Genomic DNA, 26,254 nt, shown 5'->3' with positions numbered 1-26,254 from the left:
ATGGCTATGAAGAACCATAAGAGAATCAGTGTACCACGCTTACTCACCCCAGTTGCACTTGCAATCGTATTGACCGCGTGTTCGTCTAAACCTTCAGCACCCACATATGTTGATATTACGCTAGACCCCGTTCAATCGGCACAAAACTATCTAATGCAAGCCGACAGTGCACAAGGATCGATTCAAAACGATTGGTTGATCATGGCATTAAAAGCCGCAATCGAAGCTGGTGATACCGATTTAGCTGAGCGACTGTCGAAGCGTATCGTTAAACTTCCATTAAGCGCACTACAACAATCAGAATGGCAACTTTCTCGCGCAAGGCTTTTAAACTCAAAAGGTGAATACCAGCAAGCTCTGAATCAGTTGAACTTTCAGTCTCAATGGTCTTTACCTGATCAACAATGGGTTGAGTACTTTCAGTTAAGATCTGAGCTTTACACAAACCAACAGCGGTATTTTGAAGCCAGCAAAGAACTCGTTCACCTCACTAAGTATCAAAATAACGCAGGAAAAGAACAAACGGCTGCGACTATTTGGGGTAATCTTGAACAATATGACGCCAACCAGGTAACCACGCTTAGCGCATCAGCCGACGAAGCAATAATTGATGGTTGGTTACAGATCAGCGTCTATATGAAAACCCTGTCATCCGATATTCCAATGCTACAAAACACACTGACGAACTGGTTTTCCGAAAACCCGGAACACCCAATTAACGTCTATACCCCGCAATCAGTTCAAGATATTTTGAACCTAGAGATAACAAAGCCTACAAATACCGCCATTCTGTTGCCACTTTCAGGAAAATTCGCTAAACAGGCAAAACTCATTCGTGACGGTTTTATCATGGCGATGATGAACGATGAAGAGCGTGAACAAGACGCAACATTGACCATTGTCGATACAAATAAGACTGAAAAAGAAGAGCTAGAAACAATTCTAGTCGAGAAAAACATCGATTTCATTGTAGGACCGTTGACCAAAGCGAACGTGGAACAACTTGAAGAGATACAAGATAACTTTAGCTATCATATCCCTACTTTGGCACTCAATATTCCAGAGCAACTTGAGGTGGGTACCGGCACATGCTATCTCGCGTTATCTCCGGAACAAGAAGTCGCACAAGCCGCTCAGTACTTACATCAACAAGGTTATGAATACCCACTCGTTTTGGCTCCTCAAGGCAGACTTGGAGAACGCGTAAGCGAAGCATTCTCAGAAGAATGGTCGACCCTCAGCGATAACAAAGTGTCTGTCAGTTTGTTCGGCGATAAGCGTCAATTGCAACGCAACATCAATTCAGTATTCGGATTGCAGCAGAGCCAACAGCACATCACTCAAATGGAAGCTCTAGTGAACATTCCACTCGAGAGTCAGCCACGCAGTCGTCGTGACATTGATGCGGTTTATATTGTTGCAAATGGCTCAGAGCTTACATTAATCAAACCGTTTATCGAAGTGGCTATCAACCCAGATACTAAACCGCCTCAGCTATATTCGAATTCACGAAGCAACAGTGGCAGCAAACAATATGAAGACCTTACGGGTATCACCTTCAGTGACATTCCTCTATTGCTCCAAAACGAAAGCCCACTTCAAGCTCAAATGAACGCGCTATGGCCACGAGATTCAAATTCAGAGCGTCGACTTCAAGCATTAGGTATTGATGCCTACCATATGATGGATCAACTCCCTCAAATGAAGATCGTTCCTGAGCATAGCTACCAAGGACAGACCGGACTGCTTCGTATTGATGAAAACTGTATCGTGCAGCGCGAAATCAGCTGGGCGAAATATGGGGCTCTTTAGTAAAAGAGATAAAGGCCAACATTACGAAACCGTAGCCAAAGATCATCTGGTAGGTTGCGGTCTGACTGTAATTGAGAGAAACTTCACAGCAAGGTGCGGAGAGATAGACCTCATAATGAAAGAGGGTAACACTCTTGTCTTTATTGAAGTTCGTTATCGTGAAAGCACCCACTATGGGCACGCAGCCGAGACTATCTCTGCAAGTAAAGTGACCAAACTATTAAAAACGGCAAACTACTGGCTGTGTAAAAAAGGCCTTTCAGTTGAGCAAACAGACCTGCGATTTGACGTTATCGCTATTCATCAGAAAGGACGTCAAATCGAATGGATAAAAAACGCAATTACTCAAGGATAATCAATGCTCGATAGCATTAAAGACAGTTTTACGGAAAGTATTCAGATTCAAATTGCGGCTGCGGAGGCACTACCCGACTCCATCACTCATGCAGCTCAAGCAATGGTGACCAGTCTACTCAATGGCAACAAAATTCTTTGTTGTGGCAATGGTGGATCCTCATCAAATGCGCAACAGTTTGTTTCGTGCCTGTTAAACCGTTTTGAAACTGAACGTCCTAGCTTACCCGCAATGGCACTCACCGCTGATAACACAACATTAACGGCAGTTGCGAACGACTACCATTATCAAGAGATATTCTCTAAGCAAGTACGTGCATTTGGTCAGGCGGGCGATATTCTATTGGCTATATCAACGAGTGGTAACAGCAAGAATATAATAAAGGCAATGGAAGCAGCAGTAACCCGAGATATGACGATCATTGCTTTTACAGGTAAAGACGGTGGCGAAATGGCGGGCCTGCTTGGTGAGCATGATGTGGAGATACGAATACCATCACATAGAACGCCACGTATTCATGAAGTCCACATGGTAACACTGCACTGCCTATGCGATCTTATCGATCAAGTCCTGTTTCCTGCACACGAAGAGTAATGATGAAAATACTACACGTTTTAGTCTTAATTTTTTCAGTCGCGATCCTTTCTGGGTGTGCAGGGCTTTCTAGTCCGGGCACGACAGAAACTTCGGCTATATCAGACACACGCAGTGCCAAAGATAAGTGGAATGACAGTAATATTGAATTCGAAATCGCCGGACTTGGAAATAAAACACCATTTCGAGGACAAGTAAGGATTACCGCAAGCTCATACGATGGTACCGTTGTCTTGATTGGCCAATCTAAAACACAACACGAATTAGATGCCTTTATCCTGCAAGCGCAGAAGATAAAGGGAGTCGATAAAATCCACAACCAAGTTCGAATTAAAGATCCATTGTCAGTGGCGGCAGTGAGCAACGATAGTTGGATCACCACAAAGGTTAAATCAGCACTACTTACTGAATCGCAGCTCAGTGGGGTTTCTATTAAGGTAATAACTGAGGATAAAGAAGTTTTCTTACTTGGTTATGTCTCTCAGAATCACGCAGAAATCGCAACGGAAGTGGCTCGTAACGTATCTGGTGTAAAACAGGTTATCCGCGCTTTCCAATACGGTGATTAAGTAAACCGAAAAAGGTAGGGCGAAAAAGACAAACACCGCATAACAAAAAAGCAGCTATTCGCTGCTTTTTTTATTTTACTACCCGTAAACTCGGGCGACCTTTCGGTTTAGGTGGCTCTTCAGTGAAAGAGTCACCTTCAACTGATTCAGTGTTTTTATCACCTTCCGATACTGAAGATAGACTGCTAACCGGCTCGGCTTCCTCTAGTTCACCAATTTCTGGCTCAGAATCAAGGTAAGCTTCTTCTGGGTCAAACATGGTTCCAGCACCGTTCTCTCTCGCATAGATAGCTTGAACAGCATAGAGCGGAGCGATAACTGAATGAGGTCGACCACTAAAGCGAGCACTGAAAGTAACCGCTTCATTGCCTAGCTCTAAGTTCCCCACCGCTCGAGGTGCAATATTCAAGATAATCTGACCATCTTGAATAAACTCTTGGGGAACCCGGACACCCGACATCGTCGCATCAACGACTAAATGAGGTGTTAAATCGTTATCCACCAGCCACTCATAAAAAGCTCTAAGCATATATGGGCGGCGAGGTGTCATATTATCAATTTCCATTGTAACTAACGGCTCAATCGCATCTCGCGCTCAGCTTCAGTCAATGAAGCTAAGAATGAATCACGTTCAAATACACGACTCATGTAGATTTTCAATTCTTTCGAACCTGGGCCAATTAGGTCGATACCTAATTGAGGTAAACGCCATAATAAAGGAGCAAGGTAGCAATCAATTAAGCTAAATTCTTCGCTCATGAAGTATTCATATTCAGCAAAAATTGGCGCTAGAGTCAGTAAGTCATTGCGTAGCTTATTACGTGCATTTTCAGCTTCTTCCGCATTACCTTTCACAACTTTCTCAGCGAGTGAGTACCAGTTGCGTTCAATACGGTAGATCATTAAACGACTGTTACCACGAGCTACAGGATAAACAGGCATTAGCGGTGGGTGTGGAAAACGCTCATCGAGGTATTCCATAATGATTTTTGAGTCGTACAGTGCAAGTTCACGATCAACCAGCGTTGGTACTGATTTGTACGGGTTAAGCTCAATCAGTTCATTTGGCAAGTTTGCCTCATCAACTAATTCAACTTCAACACTTACGCCTTTCTCAGCCAGGACAATACGAACCTGATGGCTATACATATCAGATGCACTTGAAAACAGAGTCATCACAGAACGTTTATTGGCAGCTACAGCCATGGAGCCCTCCAGCATACTTACAGATACAAAAAATAATGGAGGCCTAGCCTCCATTGTACATAAAAAAAATCAGCGTGCGATTATAGCATATTTAGTGCACATCACGCCAATACTCTTTCTTAAGCAGGACGACCACAATAGTAAAGATGACTAAGAAAGCCATGACCCACCAACCTAGAGTTTGACGCTCTAGTTTTACCGGGTCTCCTGAATATTCAAGGAAGTTGACTAAGTCACGAATAGCCAGATCGTATTCTTCAGTGTTGAGTTCACCTGTGCCATCAGTTTCTATTCCAACGACAACTTGCTTTTCTTCACCATCAACGATCGTTGTTTCGTATACTGGCTTAGGAATACCTTGTAGCTCCTCTAGAACATGCGGCATACCTACACTTGGAAAGACAACGTTATTGACACCAAACGGACGGCTAGGATCTTCATAAAAAGAACGCAAGTAAGTGTATAACCAATCCGTACCACGAACTCGAGCGACAAGTGTTAGATCTGGCGGTGGTCCACCAAACCATTTTGCTGCTGAGTCTTGCGGGATGGCACTCACCATCAGATCACCAATCTTTGCTTCAGGGTCAAAGATCAGATTCTCTTTCATCAAATCTAATGGTATACCGATATCTTTCGCTACACGCTCATAGCGCTGATATTGTGTTGCGTGACAAGCAAAACAGTAATTCATGAAAAGCTTAGCGCCATTCTGAAGAGATGCCTGATCTGACATATCGTTGTTTGCTTTGTCTAAAGGAACGTTTGCACCCGCTGCCATTGCTAGGCTAGGTAACATCGCAAATAAAATTACAATCCACTTCTTCATTTGAATTTCACCCTAGTTGGTAACGGTTTCGTCGCCTCATTCTTACTGTAGAAATACAGTAAAACAAAGAACATGAAATAACCTAAGCTAAAGATTTGTGCCATTAGCGTATAAGTTGGCGTCGCTGGAAGCGCACCTAATATACCTAGTGCAATGAAGCTGATCGTGAACTGAATAATATTAATCAGGTGTAGCTTACTACGGTAGCGGTATGAACGAACTTTACAGCGATCAAACCAAGGAAGTAGGAATAACACAACAATAGACGCGCCCATTGCCACAACCCCTAATAACTTATCTGGAACCGCACGAAGAATCGCGTAAAACGGAGTGAAGTACCAAACAGGAGCAATATGCTCAGGTGTTTTCAATGGGTTAGCGGCTTCAAAGTTAGGCGGCTCAAGGAAGTACCCACCCATCTCAGGGTTAAAGAACAACACATAACAGAAAAGGAATAAGAAACCAGCAACACCAACTAAGTCTTTCACTGTTCCATAAGGGTGGAATGGAATAGAGTCGATAATATCGTACTTTTTCGAGTAGTTATCGTGGAATTTAAACTGAGTCTTATAGTCATCACCCATAGAACCTTTAGGCAACTTAGTTTCAATACCGTCAGGGTTGTTTGAGCCAACCTCATGCAATGCTAGGACGTGCAACACAATCAGAAGAAGCAGAACAATTGGCAGTGCAATAACATGAAGCGCAAAGAAACGGTTCAGAGTTGCACCTGAGATGACATAGTCACCACGGATCCAGAGAGTCAGGTCATCGCCAATCACTGGAATCGCACCAAATAGCGAAATAATTACCTGTGCACCCCAGTAAGACATTTGTCCCCAAGGAAGCAAGTAACCCATAAACGCTTCAGCCATAAGTACTAAGAAGATCAGCATACCAAATAGCCAAAGTAGCTCACGAGGCTTTTGGTAAGAGCCGTAGATAAGGCCACGGAACATGTGCAGATAGATAACAACAAAAAACGCAGATGCGCCTGTTGAGTGCATATAGCGTAGTAACCATCCATATTCGACATCACGCATGATGTATTCAACAGAAGCAAACGCACCTTCACCTGAAGGAACATAGTTCATTGTTAACCAGATACCAGTCAGGATTTGGTTAACCAGCACTAGCATTGCTAACGAACCAAATAGGTACCAAAAGTTGAATGATTTCGGCATTGGATATTCTGATAGATGCTTTTTGTAAGAATCCATCACTGGTAGACGTTTTTCTACCCAATCAAGTAGTGCTTGCATTATGCCTCCCCTCCGTCGTCAACACCGATGAGCACTCTGGTGTCACTTAAATAAGTATGTGGTGGGACAACTAGATTTAAAGGAGCTGGAACACCTTGGAATACTCGTCCCGCCATATCAAACTTAGAGCCGTGGCATGGACAGAAGAAGCCAGATTGAACCCCTTTCACCTGTTCACCAAAAGTATTAGGTAAGTGAGTTGGAGAGCAACCTAAGTGAGTACAAATACCAACAGCAATAAAATACTCTTCCTTGATAGAACGGAACTCATTTTGAGCATACTCTGGTTGTTGCTCTTCTTGAGAGTTTGGATCTCGGAGCTGATCTTCAACTTTTTTTAGTTCTTCGAGCGATTTTTTACCGCGACGTACAATCCAAACAGGCTTGCCACGCCACTCAACACGAAGCAATCCTCCCTCTTCAACTTTTCCGATATCGACTTCTACTGGAGCACCAGCAGCTTTCGCTTTTTCACTTGGGTTCCAAGATTTAATAAAAGGAACGGCGACAGCAGCTGCTCCTAAACCACCAACAACCGCAGTTGTGGCAGTCAAGAATCTTCTACGACCGTTATTTAAAGGCGCGTTGCTCATCCAAACATTCTCCCATTTGCTCCCTTTGGATAGTAGTTATTCCGCTTACAGAGCATGGCTAACAAATTAAAGTTTTATTTATATTTATTTGATTGCAAATGATAAATAAAACCCTACTTTTTGACAAGATAAAGCTACCTTTTTGTAACAATCAAAGGGTAAAGCCTATGCTAGGTCACAAAAGAGCTGAAATAAGAACAATGAGGTTGAGAGGCACGAGAAAAGAAAGGATTTTTGAAGCTTTTAAAATACAAAAAGCCCAGCGATATGCTGGGCTTTGAACCACAATTCCAGTATTGAAACTGGAGCGTGAACTTTTCTGTAAAAGAAAAATTAACGCTTAGAGAATTGAGGTTTACGACGTGCTTTACGTAGACCAACTTTCTTACGTTCAACGCAACGAGCGTCACGAGTAACGTAACCAGCTGCACGTAGCGCAGGACGTAGAGACTCATCGTATTCCATTAGCGCGCGAGTGATACCGTGACGGATAGCACCTGCTTGACCAGAAATACCACCACCTTTAACAGTGATGTATAGGTCTAATTTCTCAGTAAGTTCAACTAGCTCAAGTGGTTGACGAACAACCATACGAGAAGTTTCACGACCGAAGTAAACATCAAGGCTGCGCTTGTTGATTACGATCTCACCAGAGCCTGGTTTGATGAAAACACGAGCTGCTGAGCTTTTGCGACGACCAGTGCCGTAGTATTGATTCTCTGCCATTTTCAAAATCCCCGATTAGATGTCTAGTACTGTTGGTTGTTGAGCAACATGGTTGTGCTCAGCACCAGCGTAAACTTTTAGCTTACGGTACATAGCACGGCCTAAAGGACCACGTGGCAACATACCTTTAACAGCAAGTTCAAGTGCCATCTCAGGCTTACGATCGATCAGCTTTTCAAAAGTGATTGATTTTAGGCCGCCTGGGAACTCAGAGTGACGGTAGTAAACCTTACCCTTAGCTTTGTTACCAGTTACAGTAACTTTCTCAGCGTTAACAACGATGATGTAATCACCCGTGTCTACGTGAGGAGTATATTCTGCTTTGTGCTTGCCGCGTAGGCGAGAAGCGATTTCACTTGCTAGACGACCAAGAGTTTTACCTTCAGCGTCTACAACATACCAGTCGCGTTTTACTGTTTCTGGTTTAGCAACGAAAGTTTTCATGCTAATAATTACCTATTTAAAAAATTTACACTTAAGGAATACTTACGTATTCCCACTGTCTAAGAGTTACCATTCATCACCCCTTCGAGTGTTGGAAAACTCTTGGCGTAACGTGATTTTACTCAACGCTAGAGGCCCGCAGTAACGGTAGGTCGCAGGATTATAGAGAAGAGCGAAGAAAAAATCACCTCTTTTTGAACAAAATCACGATTTTTTTTAGGCGACTGCCACTGTTCAAATTTCACCCTAACCCAAATGCTCTTTTGCCAAATAATCATGGCTTTGCATTTCGATTAACCTTGACTGGCAACGCTTAAACTCAAATTCAAGAATCCCGCCTTTATATAGGTTCTCTAATTTAACTTCCGCAGAAATAATTAATTTCACATTCCGTTCATAGAACTCATCAACTAGCGCAATAAACCGTCGAGCGGCATCATCAAGGGTCTCTCCCATCATACGAACATCAGCCAGCAATACCGTATGATAGATTTTAGAGATCTCAATATAATCATTTTGACTTCTAGCGCTTTGGCACAGCTGTTCAAACGTCGCATGTAAAACACCATCATTGGCCTCAATGACATCAATTTCGCGATGATTGATCTCTATATGAGTTTGAATTTGCTTTTCTTCCCCGACGAGTTGCCCGTAGTAACGATACAAATTTTCACTCGCAACCTCATCAAGTGGGTAATGGTAAATCTCTGCTTGCTCTAGCGTCCTTAACCGGTAATCGACACCGCTATCAACATTCATTATCTTGCAATGCTTTTCTATTAACTGAATGGCAGGTAAAAACCTTGCTCGCTGCAGTCCATTTCGATAAAGATCATGAGGGGGGATATTAGAGGTCGCAACGAGAATGACGCCTCGAGCAAACAGCGCTTGGAACAAAGTGCCCAAAATCATGGCATCAGTAATGTCTGACACAAAAAATTCATCAAAACAAATGATGTCCGTTTCTAACTTAAACGTGTCAGCCACAACCTCGAGAGGATCACTCACTTCTCCAAGGGCTTTCAGCTCATCATGCACTCGATACATAAAGCGATGAAAATGCACTCGCATCTTTTTGTCACTTGGCAAAGAATCAAAGAAAGAGTCCATTAGATAGGTTTTCCCTCTTCCTACTCCACCCCAAAAGTACAGACCATTAGGGACCTCGGGAACATTTTCCTTCTTCCCTAATAGCTTTTGCCAACGAGTGAGTGACGGCTTAGGAGTATTAAGGTACTCAATAATTTGGTGATGAAGTTGGTCTAGTGCTTCAACAGCTTGATATTGAGCCTCATCCTTTTGAAAGCCATGCACTTTTATGTCATTTTCATACTTTTCTTTTGGTGTCATATAGAATTCGCTTACCGCCAAGTTACTCTGCAAAATAATCGCATAGCTCTTTATCGAGCCTTCCGGCCATAGTAACATGCGTCATATACATGTGTAAGCAAGTGGTAATCAGCTTGTTAAATTCCCCTTATTAAGGAGCAATATATGCCTTGGATTTACGCCGTTGTTGGTTTATTAATTGGTGCCGTATTAGGAGTTCTTTTCGGTCGCTTCACTACTCCTGAATATAAAAAACAAAAATCCGTTCAAAAAGATCTAGAGACCGCAAAGTTTGCATTGGAGCAACAAAAGCAAGAACTCACTGACTACTTCGCACAAAGTGCCGAAATGCTCGACACGTTAGGCAAGGATTACACAAAGCTTTATCAGCATATGGCGAAAACGTCATCTGAGCTTCTGCCTAACCAACCAGAACAAGACAACCCTTTCACTAAGAAAATCACTCTACAAAACGAAGAAAGTGAAGTTATCGAGGCTTCAGATCAACCAAATCAAGCACCTAAAGACTACGCAAAAGGATCGACAGGACTTTTTACCGATAAAGAAAAAGAAATTATTCGTTCGGAAGAAGTCGTCACCGCGAAAGCATCTTGATTTTGCAAATTCAACCTTGATTGGAACTAAGTGAAGGTTTTTGAGTCATAACTCAGACTAGCGTCGACTTTAGTGAGCACTTTCAAAGTGTTGCTATATTGACCTTTATCTATATGGAGTTATCAGATGAAAAAACCTTTGCTTTTATTAACCTCCCTTACTCTCAGCTTAAGTTCAATCATCACCCCTTTATCAGTAAGCGCGGCTTTACCCGTTTCTGTCGATGGTGAATCCATTCCTAGCTTAGCTCCCATGTTAGAAACAGTCACACCTGCTGTTGTGAGTATTGCAGTGGAAGGCACTCAAGTATCTAGACAACAACTTCCAGAACAGTTTCGTTTTTTCTTTGGACCAGACTTCCCAACCGACCAAGTACAGGAAAGACCATTTAGAGGGCTTGGGTCTGGCGTCATCATTGACGCGGAACAAGGTCATATTGTGACTAACTATCACGTCATAAATGGCGCAGAGAAAATACGAGTGAAACTCAAGGATGGTCGAGAATACGACGCCGAACTTGTCGGTGGCGACCAAATGTCTGATATTGCCTTACTAAAACTAGAAAAAGCGAAGAATCTGACTCAAATTGATTTGGCTGATTCTGATAAATTGCGCGTTGGTGACTTTGCAGTCGCAATCGGTAATCCATTTGGTTTAGGACAAACGGTGACGTCAGGAATCGTTTCTGCCCTTGGAAGAAGCGGTCTTAATCTAGAAAACTTTGAGAATTTCATTCAAACCGATGCTGCGATTAATAGTGGTAATTCAGGTGGTGCTCTCGTTAACTTAAACGGAGAGCTAATCGGTATCAACACCGCTATTTTGGGCCCGAACGGCGGTAATGTAGGTATCGGCTTTGCTATTCCAGCCAATATGATGAGAAACCTCACCGAGCAAATCATCAATTTTGGTGAAGTGAAGCGTGGCATGTTGGGCGTTCAAGGAGGGGAAATTACCTCTGAACTTGCCGAAGCTCTGGGTTATGAATCCAGTAAAGGCGCATTCGTGAGCCAAGTTGTACCAGACAGTGCCGCTGACACTGCCGGTCTTTTAGCTGGAGATATAATTACCACAGTAAATGGTAAAAAGATTAATACCTTTAGCGAACTTAGGGCAAAGGTTGCCACTCTTGGAGCGGGTAAAGAACTGACTATCGGTGTTATTCGTGACGGGGATAAACTGAATTTTGACGTCACGCTGGGCGAACAAGCCACCAGTAAGACAGCAGCAGATAAGTTACACCCAGGACTTTCAGGTGCCGAATTAACCAACACGACAGACAGTGATGCCATCGAAGGGGTGAAGGTATCCAGTGTCGAAGAAGGCTCTTCGGCGGAGGCTTACCAACTTCTAGCCAACGATGTGATCATCGGTGTTAACCGTAAACGCGTGAAGAACATTGCTGACTTTAGAGCAATTATAGAGCAGCAACCCGGCGTTCTGGCACTCAATATCCAACGTGGTGATCGTACTATTTACCTAGTGATTCGATAGTGACCTTAGAATTTCAGTAATAGAATTTCAGTAATAGAATTTCAGTAATAGAATTAATCACGTATAAGCCCCAAAGGCGTCCCCTACTCGGTGACGCCTTTTTGTTATTTATCAATCTAATGCTATGCTTCGACAGCAGCAATTGTAAAAACACGTTTAATCACAAAAGTTTTAATCCATCCGCAGAGGAAAGTATGCTGGGTTTTATGTTACGTTCAGTTGTATTGGGGCTAGCTACCGCACTTATTTTGTTACTTGCAGTGCCATCATTGCGACCTAACCTTTTGCCACAGGTTATAACGACGACGCCAAGCGATATCTCTTCGATTCAACTTTCCTTCAATCAAGCCGTTCGAAAAGCAGCCCCTGCTGTCGTTAACATCTATAGCAGAAAATACACTGAAGACAATCGCTCAAAACTGTCTACGCAAGGCTTAGGGTCTGGAGTCATCATTAGTGAAAAGGGTTACATCATTACCAACTACCATGTTGTTGCCCTGGCCGATCAGATCATTGTAGCTCTGCAAGATGGTCGCGTTGCCGCAGCGCAATTAGTCGGTAAAGACCGTCGTACTGATATTGCCATTTTGCAGATTGAGGGAGAAAACCTCCCAATTATTCCTCAAAATTCAGAATTCAGCGCGAAAGTTGGCGATGTCGTACTGGCCATTGGTAACCCTTACAATCTAGGGCAAACAACCACATTTGGTATTATTTCCGCTACGGGGCGTTCTTCCATCAGTGCTGATGGGCGGCAAGCTTTCATTCAAACAGATGCTGCTATTAACCAAGGTAACTCGGGGGGGGCTCTCGTCAACACTAAAGGCGAGCTCGTTGGCATCAATACCGCCTCTTTTCAACAAGCCACTGATACAGAAACCTACGGTATTTCATTCGCTATTCCCTATAAGCTTGCTTACAAGATCATGAATAAAATCATCGCTGATGGAAGGGTGATTAGAGGCTACATCGGAATCGACGGTCAAGATATTAACTCGGTCACCTCTCGGTTACTGGGCAATGAGCACTTAGGTGGCATCGTTGTATTGGGTGTAGACCCAAATGGGCCAGGCGCAGCCGCTGGCTTTGAAGCTCAAGATATTATTCTGAGAATAGATGGCAATAAGATCAATGGACGACAAAGCGTGATGGATATCGTTACCGACCTACGACCGGGTACTGAAGTTGATGTTCTGGTTTTAAGAAAAGGAGAAGAGCTTACTCTTCCTGTTATTATTGCCGAAGATACGCGCGAATAATTGACCTTTCATTTATATCTAAAAAGCCCCTAATTAAAGGGGCTTTTTCATACTATCCAAACTTAACCTAACTCTCTTGAGCCGTTTCTTCATCAAGCTCGATTCGAGTGACTCTTTGCAAGCCTCTAGGTAGTAGACTTCCTCGACGACCACGTTCACCACGGAAGTTATCTAAGTCAGCCGGTTTTAAACCAAGCTTACGCTTTCCTGCATAAAGGGTTAACGATGCACCTTGCGGTAACGCAATTAAGTGTGAAACGAATTCCTCACGCTCTTTCGCTTTCGCCGCTGGAATGTTGATGATCTTATTGCCCTTACCTTTTCCAAGCTGTGGCAGATCCTTAATTGGAAACAGCAGCATGCGGCCTAGATTCGTGATCGCAAGGATTTCATCTGAGTCCAAACTATTCACCGTGTACGGAGGCATCACTTCAGAGTTTTGTGGCAGATTAACGAGTGCTTTACCGCTCTTGTTCTTAGACAATAAATCACTGCCTTTACACACAAAACCGTAACCCGCATCTGAGCCAACAAGCCATAACTGTTCATCTTCACCCATGATCACTTGGCGCATAGAACTTCCCACACTGATGTTGAGTCGACCCGTTATCGGTTCCCCTTGGCTTCTTGCTGATGGTAAAGAATGAGATTCAAGTGAATAGCTTCGACCATCACTACCAAAGAACACGGCTTGCTGATTACTCTTGCCACGTGCGTGAGCTAAGTATTGATCACCCGACTTATAATTGAGTGTTTCAGCGTCAACTTCATGCCCTTTAGCGTGGCGAATCCAGCCTTTTTCAGAAAGAACAACCGTAATCGGTTCGCTAGGAACAAGATCACGCTCAGTGAGCGCTTTTGCTTCAGCACGTTCCACTAAAGGAGAGCGACGATCATCGCCATACTTCTCGGCGTCAGCCTGGATCTCTTTCTTAATTAATGTGCTAAGTCGACGTTCAGAACCCAGCAGTTTTTCAAGCTTATCACGCTCTTTTGCGAGTTCATCTTGCTCTCCACGAATCTTAAACTCTTCTAACTTAGCTAAGTTTCGTAATTTGATGTCTAAGATCGCATCCGCTTGCGTTTCTGTAATATTGAAGCGACTCATTAATACTGGACGAGGCTCGTCTTCAGTACGAATGATCTCAATGACTTCATCAATATTAAGGTACGCAACTAACAAGCCTTCCAAGATATGTAGGCGAGCGAGAACTTTATCTAAGCGGTGCTGCAAGCGACGACGCACCGTGGCGCGACGATACTCAATCCACTCAGAAAGTATTTGAACTAACCCTTTCACTTGTGGCTTATCATCTAAGCCAATCATATTGAGGTTAACTCGGAAGTTTTTCTCAAGATCGGTGGATGCAAACAGGTGGTTCATCAGTTGGTCACAATCGATGCGATTCGAACGAGGTACAATTACGATACGAGTTGGATTTTCATGATCCGACTCATCACGCAAGTCATCCACCATAGGCAGCTTTTTCGCACGCATTTGAGCGGCTATCTGCTCTAACAGTTTCGCACCTGAGACTTGATGTGGCAGAGCAGTGATAACAATGTCATTGCCCTCTTTATGCCAAACCGCGCGCATTTTAATGCTGCCACGACCAGTGCGGTAGATTTTTTCAATATCACCTTTAGGCGAAATAATTTCTGCTTCTGTCGGATAGTCAGGGCCTTGAACAAAGCTCATCACATCGCTCAGTTCTGCTTTCGGATTATCCAATAGATGAATCGTAGCATCGGCCACTTCACGTACGTTATGCGGCGGAATGTCCGTCGCCATACCAACAGCAATACCCGTAATGCCATTAAGCAGAATATGAGGTAGGCGTGCTGGCAACATTTGTGGCTCTTTCATTGTGCCATCAAAGTTTGGCTGCCACTCAACCGTACCCTGACCTAATTCACCAAGAAGAACTTCAGCAAATTTAGAGAGTTTCGCTTCGGTATAACGCATTGCAGCAAAAGATTTAGGATCATCAGGTGCACCCCAGTTCCCTTGCCCATCGACAAGCGGGTAACGATATGAAAATGGCTGGGCCATCAATACCATCGCTTCGTAACACGCTGAATCACCGTGTGGGTGATACTTACCAAGTACATCACCAACAGTACGTGCTGATTTCTTATACTTTGATGCCGCAGACAGACCAAGCTCTGACATTGCGTAAATAATACGTCGCTGAACCGGTTTTAAACCATCACCAATGTAAGGCAATGCACGGTCCATAATGACGTACATTGAGTAATTTAGATAAGCGTCTTCGGTGAACTTGCGCATCGGCAGTTGTTCAACGCCATCATAAGTAATTTCAGTGGACATTATAAATTAAACCTCTGCCATATCGCCGTTAGATTGGAGCCATGAGCGGCGATCGTCAGCACGCTTCTTACCTAGCAACATATCCATCATTTCCATTGTCGCTTCGCTATCATCGATAGTCAGCTGAACCAAGCGGCGAGTGTTTGGATCCATTGTAGTTTCACGCAATTGAAGTGGGTTCATCTCACCCAGACCTTTGAATCGCTGTACGTTAATTTTGGCCTTTTTCTTACTTAACCGCTCTAGTACGCCTTCTTTTTCATCTTCATCAAGGGCGTAAAAAACCTCTTTGCCGCAATCGATACGGAAAAGTGGCGGCATGGCTACGTAGATATGTCCCGCTTCGACTAAAGCTCGGAAGTGACGGGTAAATAACGCACATAGGAGTGTCGCGATATGCAGACCATCCGAGTCCGCATCGGCAAGGATACAAATTTTCCCGTAACGTAAGCTCTCTAAATTATCGCTATCAGGATCAATACCCAAAGCAACAGAGATGTCATGGACTTCTTGTGAGGCTAATACCTGATCAGCAGAGACTTCCCACGTATTGAGGATTTTACCGCGAAGTGGCATGACGGCCTGGAATTCACGATCACGTGCTTGTTTAGCTGAACCGCCCGCAGAATCCCCCTCGACAAAGAAGATTTCAGTGCGGCTTAAGTCTTGTGCGGAACAATCGGTGAGTTTCCCCGGTAGAGCCGGACCCGAAGCCACCTTCTTACGCACGACTTTTTTACTTGCACGCATACGGCGATGGGCATTAGCGATACAAACTTCAGCAAGCTGCTCTGCAAGTTGCGGCTTTTCATTGAGCCACAGACTAAAGGAGTCTTTTACAACACCAGAGACAAACGCCGCGGTTTGACGAGAAGACAGACGCTCTTTGGTTTGGCCTGCAAACTGAGGATCTTGAATTTTAACCGACAATACGTATGAACAACGTTCAAACACATCATCGCCCGTTAGCTTGACGCCACGTGGTAACAGGTTTCGGAATTCACAAAACTCTCGCATCGCGTCCAACAAGCCTTGACGCAAGCCATTAACATGCGTGCCTCCTTGAGCCGTTGGAATCAGGTTTACATAGCTTTCGGTGATCATATCACCGCCTTCTGGCTGCCAAATAATGGCCCAATTAGCCGCTTCCGTTTCTGCTGAAAACTCCCCAGTAAACGGTACTTCAGGAATAACCGTGTAACCCTTGACGCCTTCTGCTAGATAATCTTTTAGGCCATCTTCGTAGAACCACTTGTGCTCGTTACCGTTAACTTTATCGCTAAAAGTAATCTCAAGCCCTGGGCATAAAACAGCTTTTGCTCGTAAGTTATTAATCAGACGTGTAACCGAGAAATTCCCTGAATCGAAATAGCTCGTGTCAGGCCAGAAATGAACGCTGGTTCCTTTATTACGACGACCGCAAGTGCCTGTTACCGTGAGTTCTTCGGCTTTATTACCATTCTCAAAGGCCATCTCATAGACTTGCCCCTCGCGACGAACAGTCACTTCAACACGTTTCGAAAGCGCGTTGACCACAGAAATACCGACACCATGTAAACCACCAGAAAATTGATAGTTCTTGTTCGAGAACTTACCACCGGCGTGAAGCTTACAGAAAATGAGCTCGACACCCGAGATCCCTTCTTCAGGGTGAATATCGACAGGCATACCACGGCCATCATCAATCACTTCTAGCGATTGATCGGCATGAAGAATTACTTGCACCTTTGAGGCATGTCCGGCTAGCGCTTCATCGACACTGTTATCGATGACTTCCTGACCCAAATGGTTAGGTCTCGCTGTATCCGTATACATCCCTGGTCGGCGACGTACTGGTTCTAAGCCATTAAGAACCTCAATGGCTCCAGCATTATATTGTTCAGTCATAATACGGAATTTACTTATTAGAAAATTAAGTGGTTACTTTTTGTTGTTGGCATAGAGATACGTATTTTCAACGTCAATAGAAAAACCCAAGTGACGATAACGCATTAAAAGTGACAGAATTGCCGAAACAATCAGCATTCACAACAACAAAAGTATAGGTAGAACATAGTCTGGAAGTGGCTCTCTTATGTCAAGAGAGATAGATAAGTAACGAGTAAAATTATGACTCCTCCCTCAGTGATCACGCGAAAATGATTTCCCCGCCTTTAATAAAACATGGAGAGTGCGGATATCGAATAAACGTGACAAGGTGGATTTACATTAGACATTACAATGCAAGAAATTTGATAATCTCTTCTGGGTATCGTTCGAAATCAACAAAACTATGATCGCCACCAACTTCAACGGTTTGTTTAGATAATCGGAACCGCTCGACCGCTTGACGATAGTCGAGTACCTCATCTTCAGTTTGCTGCAATAACCAGAAATCAGCGGGATGAGTAATAGAACCAACATCTAATGCTTTAAGTTGTTCTATATGTTTATATTCCAGTACATACGACAGCCCTGTGTAAGGGTTTACTTGCTCACCTAGATAGTCGACCAATAATTCATATGGCTTAACTGCAGGATTAACCAAAACAGCTTTATAGCCAAATTGAGCATTGAGCCAAGTCGACAAATATCCCCCAAGAGAACTACCGACTAGAGCAATATGATGTTCATCTTTATATTGGTTCACCAATTCTAACAAATGCTGGGCGGCGTCATCTGGGTAGCAGGGTAACTGTGGAATGAGAAGCGTAATATCAGGTCGCTGTTTTACACAATATTCCTTCATTACATTTGCTTTGTGCGATAAAGGTGAGCTGTTAAAACCATGAATGTAGAGCAGCAATGGTTTCTTAGTCTGCGCCACGTTTAATATCCACCCGCAGTAAAGTCAGGCAAAAAGCTATCATTAGGTAAGCGCTGTACTTTTGTCACTAGCTGACCATCAGGATGAAGGTCAAGTTCACGCCACCCCGGAGAACACTTATCTAGGGCAAAATCATCTGAATTGGGCTTAAATTGGATACAGGTAGAAGGCGTTGAAATAACTCGCACACCATTCACTTCTCGATCCATATCTTGGTGCACGTGCCCACACAGAATGGCTTTTACATTGTTATGTTTATCAATGACCTGCCACAATTGTTCACTATCTTTAAGGGTGTGCTGATCAAGCCATGCGCTACCCACTAACACAGGGTGATGATGCAGTAAGACTAATGTATGGCGATTCGGGTTTTCAGCCAGTTTTCCATCCAATAAAGCAAGTTGACGATCGCTTAAACGCCCATGAGGCATACCCACGACTTGGGAGTCGAGCATAATGATCTGCCAATACTCGCCTATCAATACATGTTCAAGGTGCTCAATTTGAGCCGATGGAAAAACAGACCCCATGTTCGGTTGGTAATCATGATTACCAGGTAGCCAGTAACACGGCTTCTTGAGCGGCGCGATACCCGCAGCGAAATGTTGATATGACTCAACACTATGATCTTGCGAAATATCTCCAGTAGCCAGAATGGCTTCAAAATTCACAGCAGAGCGCTCAACCATCTCAACAACAGCCTGAAAGCTAGCCAGTGTTTGAACACTAAGCAAGCTGCCATCTTCGGGAGCAAACAAATGGGTATCTGTGATTTGTAACAGCTTGATCGCTTCGGATGCTGCTGCGCTTGACGACAATTTCAAAATCAAAACCTGAAAATTTACATTACGATTAACGAATATTAATTGGAGCTTGGCTAATACCGTGTTTGAGACAAAAGGTCAGCCAATCCCCTAAAAAACGATTTATTTGTGCTTTCTCATCTTTCTGCATCATTCTAGCATTTGGGTAGTCATAACGAGGCTTGACTCTTCCAAAGTTTTCGCTAGTAAAGACCTCTGCCACACGAGCATCGTGGTAAAGCCTGACAGACATTTTGGGCAATGGAAATATTGGAACGTCATCACTCTGACAAACATCCACTAAAGTTGTGTACTTTGTGACCTCGCACACATGCAATTGGTATGTCATGGCAGCAGCTTTATAGCAGCGAATATCCCCTACCTTAGATTGAGCAGGTAGCAAAGCGTTGAGTTTCGCATAATTTGTCTCATAGACGCGCATCAACTCTGCTAAATCAACATGATAGGGTTTATTGTCCATTAGCCTCGCCACTTAGAAGTTATCTCTTTTAAATTCAGCTCTAACCATTGTAGTGCAATTATAGAGGCGCCATTCTCCAACTGGCCCGTTTTGACCCGCTGGTAAGCTTCTTCACGTGACATCACATGAACGCGAATATCTTCACCTTCATGTTCTAGACCATGTACGCCTTGAGCTTTAGTGGCATCAACTTCCCCAACATACACATCGAGCTTTTCAGAGCATCCGCCAGAGGATGGGTAAAATGAGGTGATCTTCTCAAGCTGGTTAATTTCGATCCCCGCTTCTTCAACCATCTCTCTGCGAGCAACATCCTCAGCAGTTTCACCGGGGTCAATAATGCCAGCCACAATTTCTAGTTGCCAAGGTGATGAATCCTCTAACGCACCAACACGAATCTGTTCGATAATGACGACTTGATCGGTTACTGGGTCGTAAGGCAAAACAGCGACAGCATGGCCTCTTTCAAACATCTCGCGTTCAATCGGCTCACTCCAACCTCCATCAAACAAACGATGGCTAAACTGATATTTAATCATCTTAAAGAAACCGCTAAATAGGCTCTTCTTTGAGATAATTTTCACATCGTCTTTAGTAAAGTTGACCAACGTTTTTTTTGAGTGTTGCATCCGAGCACCTCTTACTGTGTCTTCTGTATTTTACCTAGAGTTGACCCTAAGCACCAAGGGTAGTTCTAAAATATCTGTACAATAATTACAATTATTTTTAAGTCTTAACTGATATTCACACACTTACCTGTCAACTGTATGTAAAAATATGCAAAATTTCGGGTAAATTACCATCAATTTAGGGTAAACTTCGATTTGATACCCACTTAATTTTTCGGCAGGAAAGGAATAATGAATAAACTGCTTCCCGTATTCATCAGCGTTGCTTTAGGCGGCCTGAGTACATCAGCAATTGCAGATACATTTGCTGAAATCTATAACCACGCAAAAGAGAATGATCCTCAACTTCTCAGTGCAGCAGCTCAGCGTGATGCAGCCTTCGAAGCTGTAACTTCAAGCCGCAGTAGCTTGCTTCCTCAAATCAACTTAACAGCTGGCTACAACATCAGAAGTAGTGATGAAAGTAGTCGAGAAAGCGAAGCACTTACCGCTGGTATTGGCTTCTCTCAATCGCTTTACAATCGCTCAAGTTGGGTCACTCTTGATACAGCAGAAAAAACAGCCCGTCGTGCCGATTCAGCTTACGCTGCTGAACAGCAAGGCCTTATTCTTCGTGTTGCTTCTGCCTACTTTGAGGTTTTACGTGCTCAAGATAATCTGGAGTTTGTTCGCGCAGAGAAAGCCGCGGTTGGTCGTCAACTAGAGCAAACCAAGCAACGTTTTGAAGTGGGTCTCTCGGCGATCACCGATGTGCACGATGCTCAAGCAGAATACGATGGCGTATTAGCGAATGAAGTACTCGCAGAAAACAGCCTAGTAAACAGCTACGAAAACCTTCGTGAAATCACAGGCCGTGAGCATTCCAACCTGAACGTTCTTGATACAGAGCGCTTTTCAGCGAGCAAAACAGAATCTTCTGTGAGTACGCTGGTTGAAGAAGCAGAGCAGAAGAACCTTAGCTTGCTAACCGCACGTATCTCCCAAGACGTTGCTCGTGACAATATCTCCCTAGCAAGTTCTGGTCACTTGCCTTCTATTACATTAGATGGTGGGTACAACTATGGAAATGATTCAAATTACGGTGGTACATCATCTAGCTTTACGAATAATGACTTCAACATTGGAGTGAATCTTGCGGTACCACTTTATACCGGTGGTAACGTAACCTCACAAACTAAACAAGCTGAGTTCTCATACGTTGCAGCGAGTCAAGATTTGGAAGCGACTTACCGAAGTGTTGTTAAAGATGTTCGCGCATTCAACAACAACATCACGGCATCTATTGGGGCACTCCGTGCCTATGAACAGACTGTAGTTTCAGCAAGCTCTGCATTAGAAGCAACAGAAGCGGGTTTTGATGTGGGTACACGTACAATTGTTGACGTTCTAGACTCAACTCGTCGTCTGTACGATGCAAACCGTAACCTTTCTGATGCCCGTTACAACTACATCATCAGCGTACTTCAACTGCGCCAAGCCGTCGGTACATTGAGTGAGCAAGATGTTGTGGATGTTAACGCTGGCCTTAAAGCTGCAAGTTAATATCTAACCAATTAGAAAAACAAAAACCGCTGATAATCAGCGGTTTTTTATTGTCAGTACTAAAATCGTTGCTTTAAGTTAGCAGAGTCACATCAAGGTTATTTCAAACCTTAACCTTTGCCACCTTTGATCGCATCGATAATTTCTGTTGTTGAGCAGCCATCTTCAAAGTTCAGCACTTTTACTTGGCCACCAGCATCAATGACTTCTTTTCCACCCGCAATCTCTTCCGGTTTGTAATCTCCACCTTTAACTAACAGGCTTGGCAATACTTCTGAAATTAAACGCTGCGGAGTATCTTCACTAAATGGAACCACCCAATCAACTGCGCCAAGCCCAGCCAATACCGCCATACGACGATCCGTCGGGTTGACTGGTCGTCCTGGGCCTTTTAAGCGTTTCACGGAATCATCAGTGTTGACCGCAACGATCAGTCTATCGCCTAACTGAGCGGCATGGTTAAGGTAAGAAACATGGCCTGCGTGCAAGATATCAAAGCAGCCATTGGTCATCACCACCGTTTCACCTTTTGCTCTTGCCTGCTTGACCGCTTCAATTAATGCTGGCTCTGTAATAACACCAAAATCAGTATCTTGACTACCATGAATGGCTTCCGCTAACTCAATCGTTGAAAGTGTCGACGTACCAAGTTTACCGACAACCACACCAGCGGCAGCATTGGCAAGTGCGCAAGCTTCATCTAGTGGCTTACCTGCTGCAACAGAAGCAGCAAGAACGGAAATAACCGTATCACCCGCACCGGTGACATCATAAACTTCCTGCGCTTGCGTCGGTAAGTGGAATGGTTCTTCATTTCGACGAAGTAACGTCATTCCATGCTCACTGCGTGTCACAAGCAGAGCTTCAAAGTCATATTTCTCAATCAGAGCTAAGCCTTTCTCGACTAACTCTTCATCTGATGTTACTGAGCCTACAACTTGCTCAAACTCAGACATATTTGGAGTAAGCAGTGTTGCGCCACGATAGCGTTCGAAATCCGCCCCTTTTGGGTCGATAAATACTGGAACATTCGCAGTACGCGCCTTTTGAATAAACTGTTGGACATGCTCTAACGCGCCCTTTGCATAGTCTGACAGAATAACTGAACGAGACTTAGGTAACGCTTGCTCCATTTTTGAAAGAATCAAATTGGCATCAGTATTTTCAAACTTATCTTCAAAATCAAGACGGATAAGCTGCTGGCCACGGCTTAAAACACGTAGCTTAGTAATTGTTGGGTAGTCAGGTAACGAGACAAAATCACAATTCACTTTTAATGCCGACAAAGTTTCTGTCAGTACTTTTGCAGGTTCATCATCACCCGTTAAGCCAATGATGTGTGCATGGCCACCTAAAGAGGCAATATTCATGGCCACATTCGCAGCGCCACCCGGGCGCTCTTCATTGTTTTCTACTTTCACCACAGGAACAGGCGCTTCAGGGGAAATGCGCCCAGTAGGACCATACCAATAACGATCAAGCATCACATCACCGATGATAAGAACGCCTGAATCGTTGTAATCAGGTAGGATTGGTTTCATTGTGGGTCTCCAAAATTCGTAACTGAGCCGAGTGTAGCACAAGCTTTTTTATCGCTAAACTCTCGGCTTATAATTGTTCTAATATCCATCTATTCGAGCTATTTCGTCAGTCAAACCGTTGCTTTGTTCAACCACTGACTTAATCTAACCATTGTTTCCATGCTTCAACGACCAGCTCTCGCTCATTGACAAAATTGTCTTCAGCTATATCAGCGTCTAGGTTAAGCAAGTTTCGATGATGTATTTTATCCCTCATAGCCGTGTACGCATGAATAAGACCCATGGCCTGTGATTCCTCGATAACTCCTTGTGCAATAAACGATTCAAACAATCGGATATTATCAGACCAACGCGAAAGCTTCGGCTTCTCATGGCTGAAATTCAAAACAAGGTACTGCGCCAAAAACTCAATGTCAGTAATGCCGCCAGGATCTTGTTTAAGCATAAACCGCCCTGCTTTCTTACCTCCGAGGTGATCACGCATTTTCACGCGCATGTCTGAGACCTCTTTTCTCAACGCAGCCGGATCGCGCGATAGGCACAGCACATCTTGTCGGGTTTTAGCAAAGTCTTGCTGCAATGGCGTATCACCATAGATCATTCTTGCTCGAACAAGCGCCTGATGCTCCCATGTCCAAGCATCCTTGTGTTGGTACTCATCGAACGCTTCTGTTGGGCTCACTAACAAGCCAGAAACGCCCGACGGTCTTAGACGAGTATCCACCTCATATAAAATCCCCGAAGCGGTACGAATAGAGAAGATATGAATCACACGTTGAGCCAATCGCAGGTAAAACTGTCGCCCATCGATCTCTTTTTTTCCATCGGTATACACATTCACAGGGCAGTCGTGCATGAACACAATATCCAGATCAGAGTTGTAGCCAAGCTCCCAACCGCCTACTTTTCCGTATCCGACAACAGCAAAGCCTTTACCGTCACGATCATTAACATGCGTAGGTTTACCGTATTTTTCGACCATCTGTTGCCAAGCTTGATCGATAACAGCCGAAACAATTGCTTCGGCAAGGTACGTTAAATGATCGCTCACCTTCGTCACGGGTAAAACACCAGCAATATCACCGGCTGCAATCCTCAGTATGCATATCTGCTTAAACTGGCGAAGCGCTTCAATCTGTTGCTCCATATCATCTTCTGGTATCCGAGCGAGATAGTCTCGAAGCTCTGTTTTATAGCTTTCAAGTGGGACTGGATTGTAAAGTTGCTGAGGATCAATCAGTTCATCAAGCAAAATGGGATAACGCCCTAGCTGCTCGGAAATCATCGGGCTAGCCGTACACAACCGCACCAACTGTGTCAGTGCCGCAGGGTGCTCATCCAACAGTTCTAAATAGGTGGTTCGAGTGACTATCTTGTGTAAAAGGTGCAATACACGAGAGAGGCCAAATTTTGCATCTTTATTTTTGAATAACGTAGAGAAAACCTTGGGCATAAGTCGATTCAGAACTTCTCGACCTCGTGGTCCCAATGTCTTTTTAGCCAAGTCTTTCTTGTATTGGAAAATGGTTTTTGCGAGTGATTCGGCGTCTTCTATTACCAGGTCATTCTGTAGAATATTTTCGACAACATCTTGCTCTGAGGCCATATCCCAAAGTTCATGGAAGTGCGGGGCTATCAAGTCACACTGCTCGTCTTCAACGCCAATTAAGTCATCAAAAATAGCGTGTACATTTTCCATATGGGAAAAAATGGCGCTGGTTAGCGATGGATAACTATCAAATCCAAGTGCTGTTGCCAGCTTAAGTTGCTCAATGTCAGCCTCAGGAAGTGTTTGTGTTTGCTTGTCTGACATCGCTTGCAGTAAGTTTTCAACGCGACGTAAAAACAAGTACGCCTCTGAGAGATTGTCAACTTCATGAGTATCGAGTAGCGCTAGCCCTTTTATCGCTTGAAGCGTTTCAAGTAATCCTCGACCACGCAAACTTGGCTCTCGTCCACCGCGTATTAACTGAAATACTTGAGCAATAAATTCAACCTCACGAATACCACCCGCCCCCAGCTTGATGTTATTACTGAGACCACGCCGTCTGACTTCACTGCTGATCATAGATTTCATACGACGCAGAGATTGAATCGCACTAAAGTCGATATAACGACGGAAAACGAAAGGCCGAAGCATCTTGCGCAGTTCTTGATATTCTGGGTACATTTCGCTGCCCATCACTCGGGCTTTAATCATTGCATAACGTTCCCAATCGCGTCCTTGTTCTTGGTAGTAGTCCTCTAGTGCCGCATAGCTCATCACCAACGGACCACTCTCACCGAACGGGCGCAGACGCATATCAACACGGTAACAAAAACCATCAAAAGTATGTTGATCAAGCGCTTTAATGATCCGTTGGCCTAAGCGTGTAAAGAACTGGGCATTCGCAATGCTGCGTCTTGCTCCCTGAGTTTCACCGTTCTCTGGATAAGTGAAAATCAGATCGATATCCGAAGAAAAGTTAAGCTCACCACCACCGAGTTTACCCATCCCAATAATCAGCATTGGCTGAGCAACACCTTCGCTATTGCATGGTGTTCCCCACTCTTTGCAACAAACCTGATATTGCCACTGGTACGTTTCAAAGATCATCGCTTCAGCGAGTTCGGAAAGGTGTTTTAGGCTTTCCTCTAATGACCAAGATGCGAGAAAGTCTCGCCATGCGATATAACTCATTTCTCGGTTTCTAAACTGCCTCAAGACTCGGTGCCCAGCGGCTTCATCGGCACAATCATCAAGTAAGACTTTTAGACGCGAGCGATAATCTAGCTCTCGGCTTGCACTCTCTAGCATGTCAGGAAGACCACGTATTAGCCCTTCGTCACGCTGCAATGATTCCACGATAAACTGGCTGAGCCCGGCTATCGTTTTCAGTTCATCAATCCGTGTTTTAGGCCAGGCTTCAAAAGCATCATTTGACATTAATGTTTCAAAAGCGGAATTGGCGACGGGAATGAGTTGGTCAGGCAATGGCATTGTGATTCCTTGTACTGAGCTGAGGCGTAGTCGTGAAAATGTTTCGATAATGA

Annotated in this window: 24 protein-coding genes; 8 read left to right on the top strand and 16 right to left on the bottom strand. The window is 44.0% G+C overall.

The genetic code is table 11. The annotated features are described in order from the left end of the window. Positions 1-6 precede the first annotated feature (6 nt). From BCU12_RS19845 to BCU12_RS19830, 4 genes are read left to right on the top strand one after another with little or no spacing between them, the layout of a single operon-like run. Positions 7-1,812: a penicillin-binding protein activator gene (locus tag BCU12_RS19845; RefSeq protein WP_102405980.1), complete on the top strand. Its 1,806-nt coding sequence runs from the start codon at positions 7-9 to the stop codon at positions 1,810-1,812. Continuing rightward, complete coding sequence (locus BCU12_RS19840; RefSeq protein ID WP_102405979.1) at positions 1,799-2,167, top strand: YraN family protein; 369 nt, start codon at positions 1,799-1,801, stop codon at positions 2,165-2,167. The genes BCU12_RS19845 and BCU12_RS19840 overlap by 14 nt, the downstream gene beginning before the upstream one ends. Positions 2,168-2,170: 3 nt before the next feature. After that, the gene (locus tag BCU12_RS19835; RefSeq protein ID WP_102405978.1) at positions 2,171-2,761 is read left to right on the top strand and encodes a phosphoheptose isomerase; all 591 of its coding nucleotides are present in this window, start codon (positions 2,171-2,173) and stop codon (positions 2,759-2,761) included. Between the two features lie 2 nt (positions 2,762-2,763). Next, positions 2,764-3,330: a BON domain-containing protein gene (locus BCU12_RS19830; RefSeq protein ID WP_102405977.1), complete on the top strand. Its 567-nt coding sequence runs from the start codon at positions 2,764-2,766 to the stop codon at positions 3,328-3,330. Between the two features lie 70 nt (positions 3,331-3,400). On the opposite strand, the gene sspB is transcribed toward BCU12_RS19830, so the two are convergent. The 8 genes from sspB to zapE all read right to left on the bottom strand — a co-directional run bounded on the left by sspB (position 3,401) and on the right by zapE (position 9,740). Then, a complete protein-coding gene (gene sspB / locus BCU12_RS19825) occupies positions 3,401-3,895 on the bottom strand; it encodes a ClpXP protease specificity-enhancing factor (RefSeq protein WP_102405976.1) in 495 nt (164 codons plus the stop codon). Positions 3,896-3,900: 5 nt separating this feature from the next. Next, on the bottom strand, positions 3,901-4,536 hold the full coding sequence (sspA, locus tag BCU12_RS19820; RefSeq protein WP_102405975.1) for a stringent starvation protein SspA: 636 nt from the start codon (positions 4,534-4,536) through the stop codon (positions 3,901-3,903). A 91-nt stretch (positions 4,537-4,627) separates the two neighbouring features. Then, positions 4,628-5,365 carry a cytochrome c1 gene (locus BCU12_RS19815; protein WP_102405974.1) on the bottom strand — a complete coding sequence of 246 codons (738 nt, stop codon included), beginning with the start codon at positions 5,363-5,365 and terminating at the stop codon, positions 4,628-4,630. After that, complete coding sequence (locus tag BCU12_RS19810; RefSeq protein WP_102405973.1) at positions 5,362-6,627, bottom strand: cytochrome bc complex cytochrome b subunit; 1,266 nt, start codon at positions 6,625-6,627, stop codon at positions 5,362-5,364. Before BCU12_RS19810 ends, BCU12_RS19815 begins: the two co-directional genes overlap by 4 nt. Then, complete coding sequence (petA, locus tag BCU12_RS19805; protein WP_102405972.1) at positions 6,627-7,220, bottom strand: ubiquinol-cytochrome c reductase iron-sulfur subunit; 594 nt, start codon at positions 7,218-7,220, stop codon at positions 6,627-6,629. The genes BCU12_RS19810 and petA overlap by 1 nt, the downstream gene beginning before the upstream one ends. Before the next feature lie 333 nt (positions 7,221-7,553). Continuing rightward, a complete protein-coding gene (gene rpsI, locus BCU12_RS19795; RefSeq protein ID WP_102405970.1) occupies positions 7,554-7,946 on the bottom strand; it encodes a 30S ribosomal protein S9 in 393 nt (130 codons plus the stop codon). A 15-nt stretch (positions 7,947-7,961) separates the two neighbouring features. Beyond that, the gene (rplM, locus tag BCU12_RS19790) at positions 7,962-8,390 is read right to left on the bottom strand and encodes a 50S ribosomal protein L13 (RefSeq protein WP_102405969.1); all 429 of its coding nucleotides are present in this window, start codon (positions 8,388-8,390) and stop codon (positions 7,962-7,964) included. Between the two features lie 246 nt (positions 8,391-8,636). Continuing rightward, positions 8,637-9,740 carry a cell division protein ZapE gene (zapE, locus tag BCU12_RS19780; protein WP_102405997.1) on the bottom strand — a complete coding sequence of 368 codons (1,104 nt, stop codon included), beginning with the start codon at positions 9,738-9,740 and terminating at the stop codon, positions 8,637-8,639. A 144-nt stretch (positions 9,741-9,884) separates the two neighbouring features. On the opposite strand from zapE, the gene zapG reads away from it, so the two are divergent. The 3 genes from zapG to degS all read left to right on the top strand — a co-directional run bounded on the left by zapG (position 9,885) and on the right by degS (position 13,087). Next, on the top strand, positions 9,885-10,334 hold the full coding sequence (zapG, locus tag BCU12_RS19775) for a Z-ring associated protein ZapG (protein ID WP_102405968.1): 450 nt from the start codon (positions 9,885-9,887) through the stop codon (positions 10,332-10,334). Positions 10,335-10,460: 126 nt separating this feature from the next. Further along, a complete protein-coding gene (locus tag BCU12_RS19770) occupies positions 10,461-11,828 on the top strand; it encodes a DegQ family serine endoprotease (protein WP_102405967.1) in 1,368 nt (455 codons plus the stop codon). 194 nt (positions 11,829-12,022) lie between these two features. Then, on the top strand, positions 12,023-13,087 hold the full coding sequence (gene degS, locus BCU12_RS19765) for an outer membrane-stress sensor serine endopeptidase DegS (protein ID WP_102405966.1): 1,065 nt from the start codon (positions 12,023-12,025) through the stop codon (positions 13,085-13,087). A 67-nt stretch (positions 13,088-13,154) separates the two neighbouring features. On the opposite strand, the gene parC is transcribed toward degS, so the two are convergent. From parC to nudF, 6 genes are all read right to left on the bottom strand, one after another. Further along, a complete protein-coding gene (gene parC / locus BCU12_RS19760; protein WP_102405965.1) occupies positions 13,155-15,419 on the bottom strand; it encodes a DNA topoisomerase IV subunit A in 2,265 nt (754 codons plus the stop codon). 6 nt (positions 15,420-15,425) lie between these two features. Further along, positions 15,426-17,306: a DNA topoisomerase IV subunit B gene (parE, locus tag BCU12_RS19755; RefSeq protein WP_102405964.1), complete on the bottom strand. Its 1,881-nt coding sequence runs from the start codon at positions 17,304-17,306 to the stop codon at positions 15,426-15,428. A 328-nt stretch (positions 17,307-17,634) separates the two neighbouring features. Continuing rightward, the gene (gene yqiA / locus BCU12_RS19750) at positions 17,635-18,225 is read right to left on the bottom strand and encodes an esterase YqiA (protein WP_241909880.1); all 591 of its coding nucleotides are present in this window, start codon (positions 18,223-18,225) and stop codon (positions 17,635-17,637) included. Between the two features lie 2 nt (positions 18,226-18,227). Next, positions 18,228-19,049: a 3',5'-cyclic-AMP phosphodiesterase gene (cpdA, locus tag BCU12_RS19745; protein ID WP_102405963.1), complete on the bottom strand. Its 822-nt coding sequence runs from the start codon at positions 19,047-19,049 to the stop codon at positions 18,228-18,230. Between the two features lie 28 nt (positions 19,050-19,077). Continuing rightward, on the bottom strand, positions 19,078-19,521 hold the full coding sequence (locus BCU12_RS19740) for a DUF1249 family protein (protein WP_102405962.1): 444 nt from the start codon (positions 19,519-19,521) through the stop codon (positions 19,078-19,080). Beyond that, positions 19,509-20,138, bottom strand: a complete 630-nt coding sequence (gene nudF / locus BCU12_RS19735; protein WP_102405961.1) for an ADP-ribose diphosphatase — start codon at positions 20,136-20,138, stop codon at positions 19,509-19,511. The genes BCU12_RS19740 and nudF overlap by 13 nt, the downstream gene beginning before the upstream one ends. 231 nt (positions 20,139-20,369) lie before the next feature. On the opposite strand from nudF, the gene tolC reads away from it, so the two are divergent. Further along, entirely contained in the window at positions 20,370-21,680 is a 1,311-nt protein-coding gene (gene tolC, locus BCU12_RS19730; RefSeq protein WP_102405960.1) for an outer membrane channel protein TolC, read from the top strand. A 110-nt stretch (positions 21,681-21,790) separates the two neighbouring features. On the opposite strand, the gene hldE is transcribed toward tolC, so the two are convergent. Together hldE and glnE are read right to left on the bottom strand one after the other, a co-directional pair. Continuing rightward, complete coding sequence (gene hldE / locus BCU12_RS19725; protein WP_102405959.1) at positions 21,791-23,221, bottom strand: bifunctional D-glycero-beta-D-manno-heptose-7-phosphate kinase/D-glycero-beta-D-manno-heptose 1-phosphate adenylyltransferase HldE; 1,431 nt, start codon at positions 23,219-23,221, stop codon at positions 21,791-21,793. Positions 23,222-23,360: 139 nt separating this feature from the next. Further along, positions 23,361-26,201, bottom strand: a complete 2,841-nt coding sequence (glnE, locus tag BCU12_RS19720) for a bifunctional [glutamate--ammonia ligase]-adenylyl-L-tyrosine phosphorylase/[glutamate--ammonia-ligase] adenylyltransferase (RefSeq protein WP_102405958.1) — start codon at positions 26,199-26,201, stop codon at positions 23,361-23,363. Positions 26,202-26,254: the final 53 nt, after the last annotated feature.

It is taken from the genome of Vibrio sp. 10N.261.55.A7 (assembly GCF_002877365.1).
Taxonomy (GTDB): Bacteria; Pseudomonadota; Gammaproteobacteria; order Enterobacterales; family Vibrionaceae; genus Vibrio.
The sequence above is the reverse complement of the archived record's forward strand: the minus strand, read 5'-3'. Positions and strand labels throughout refer to the sequence as shown.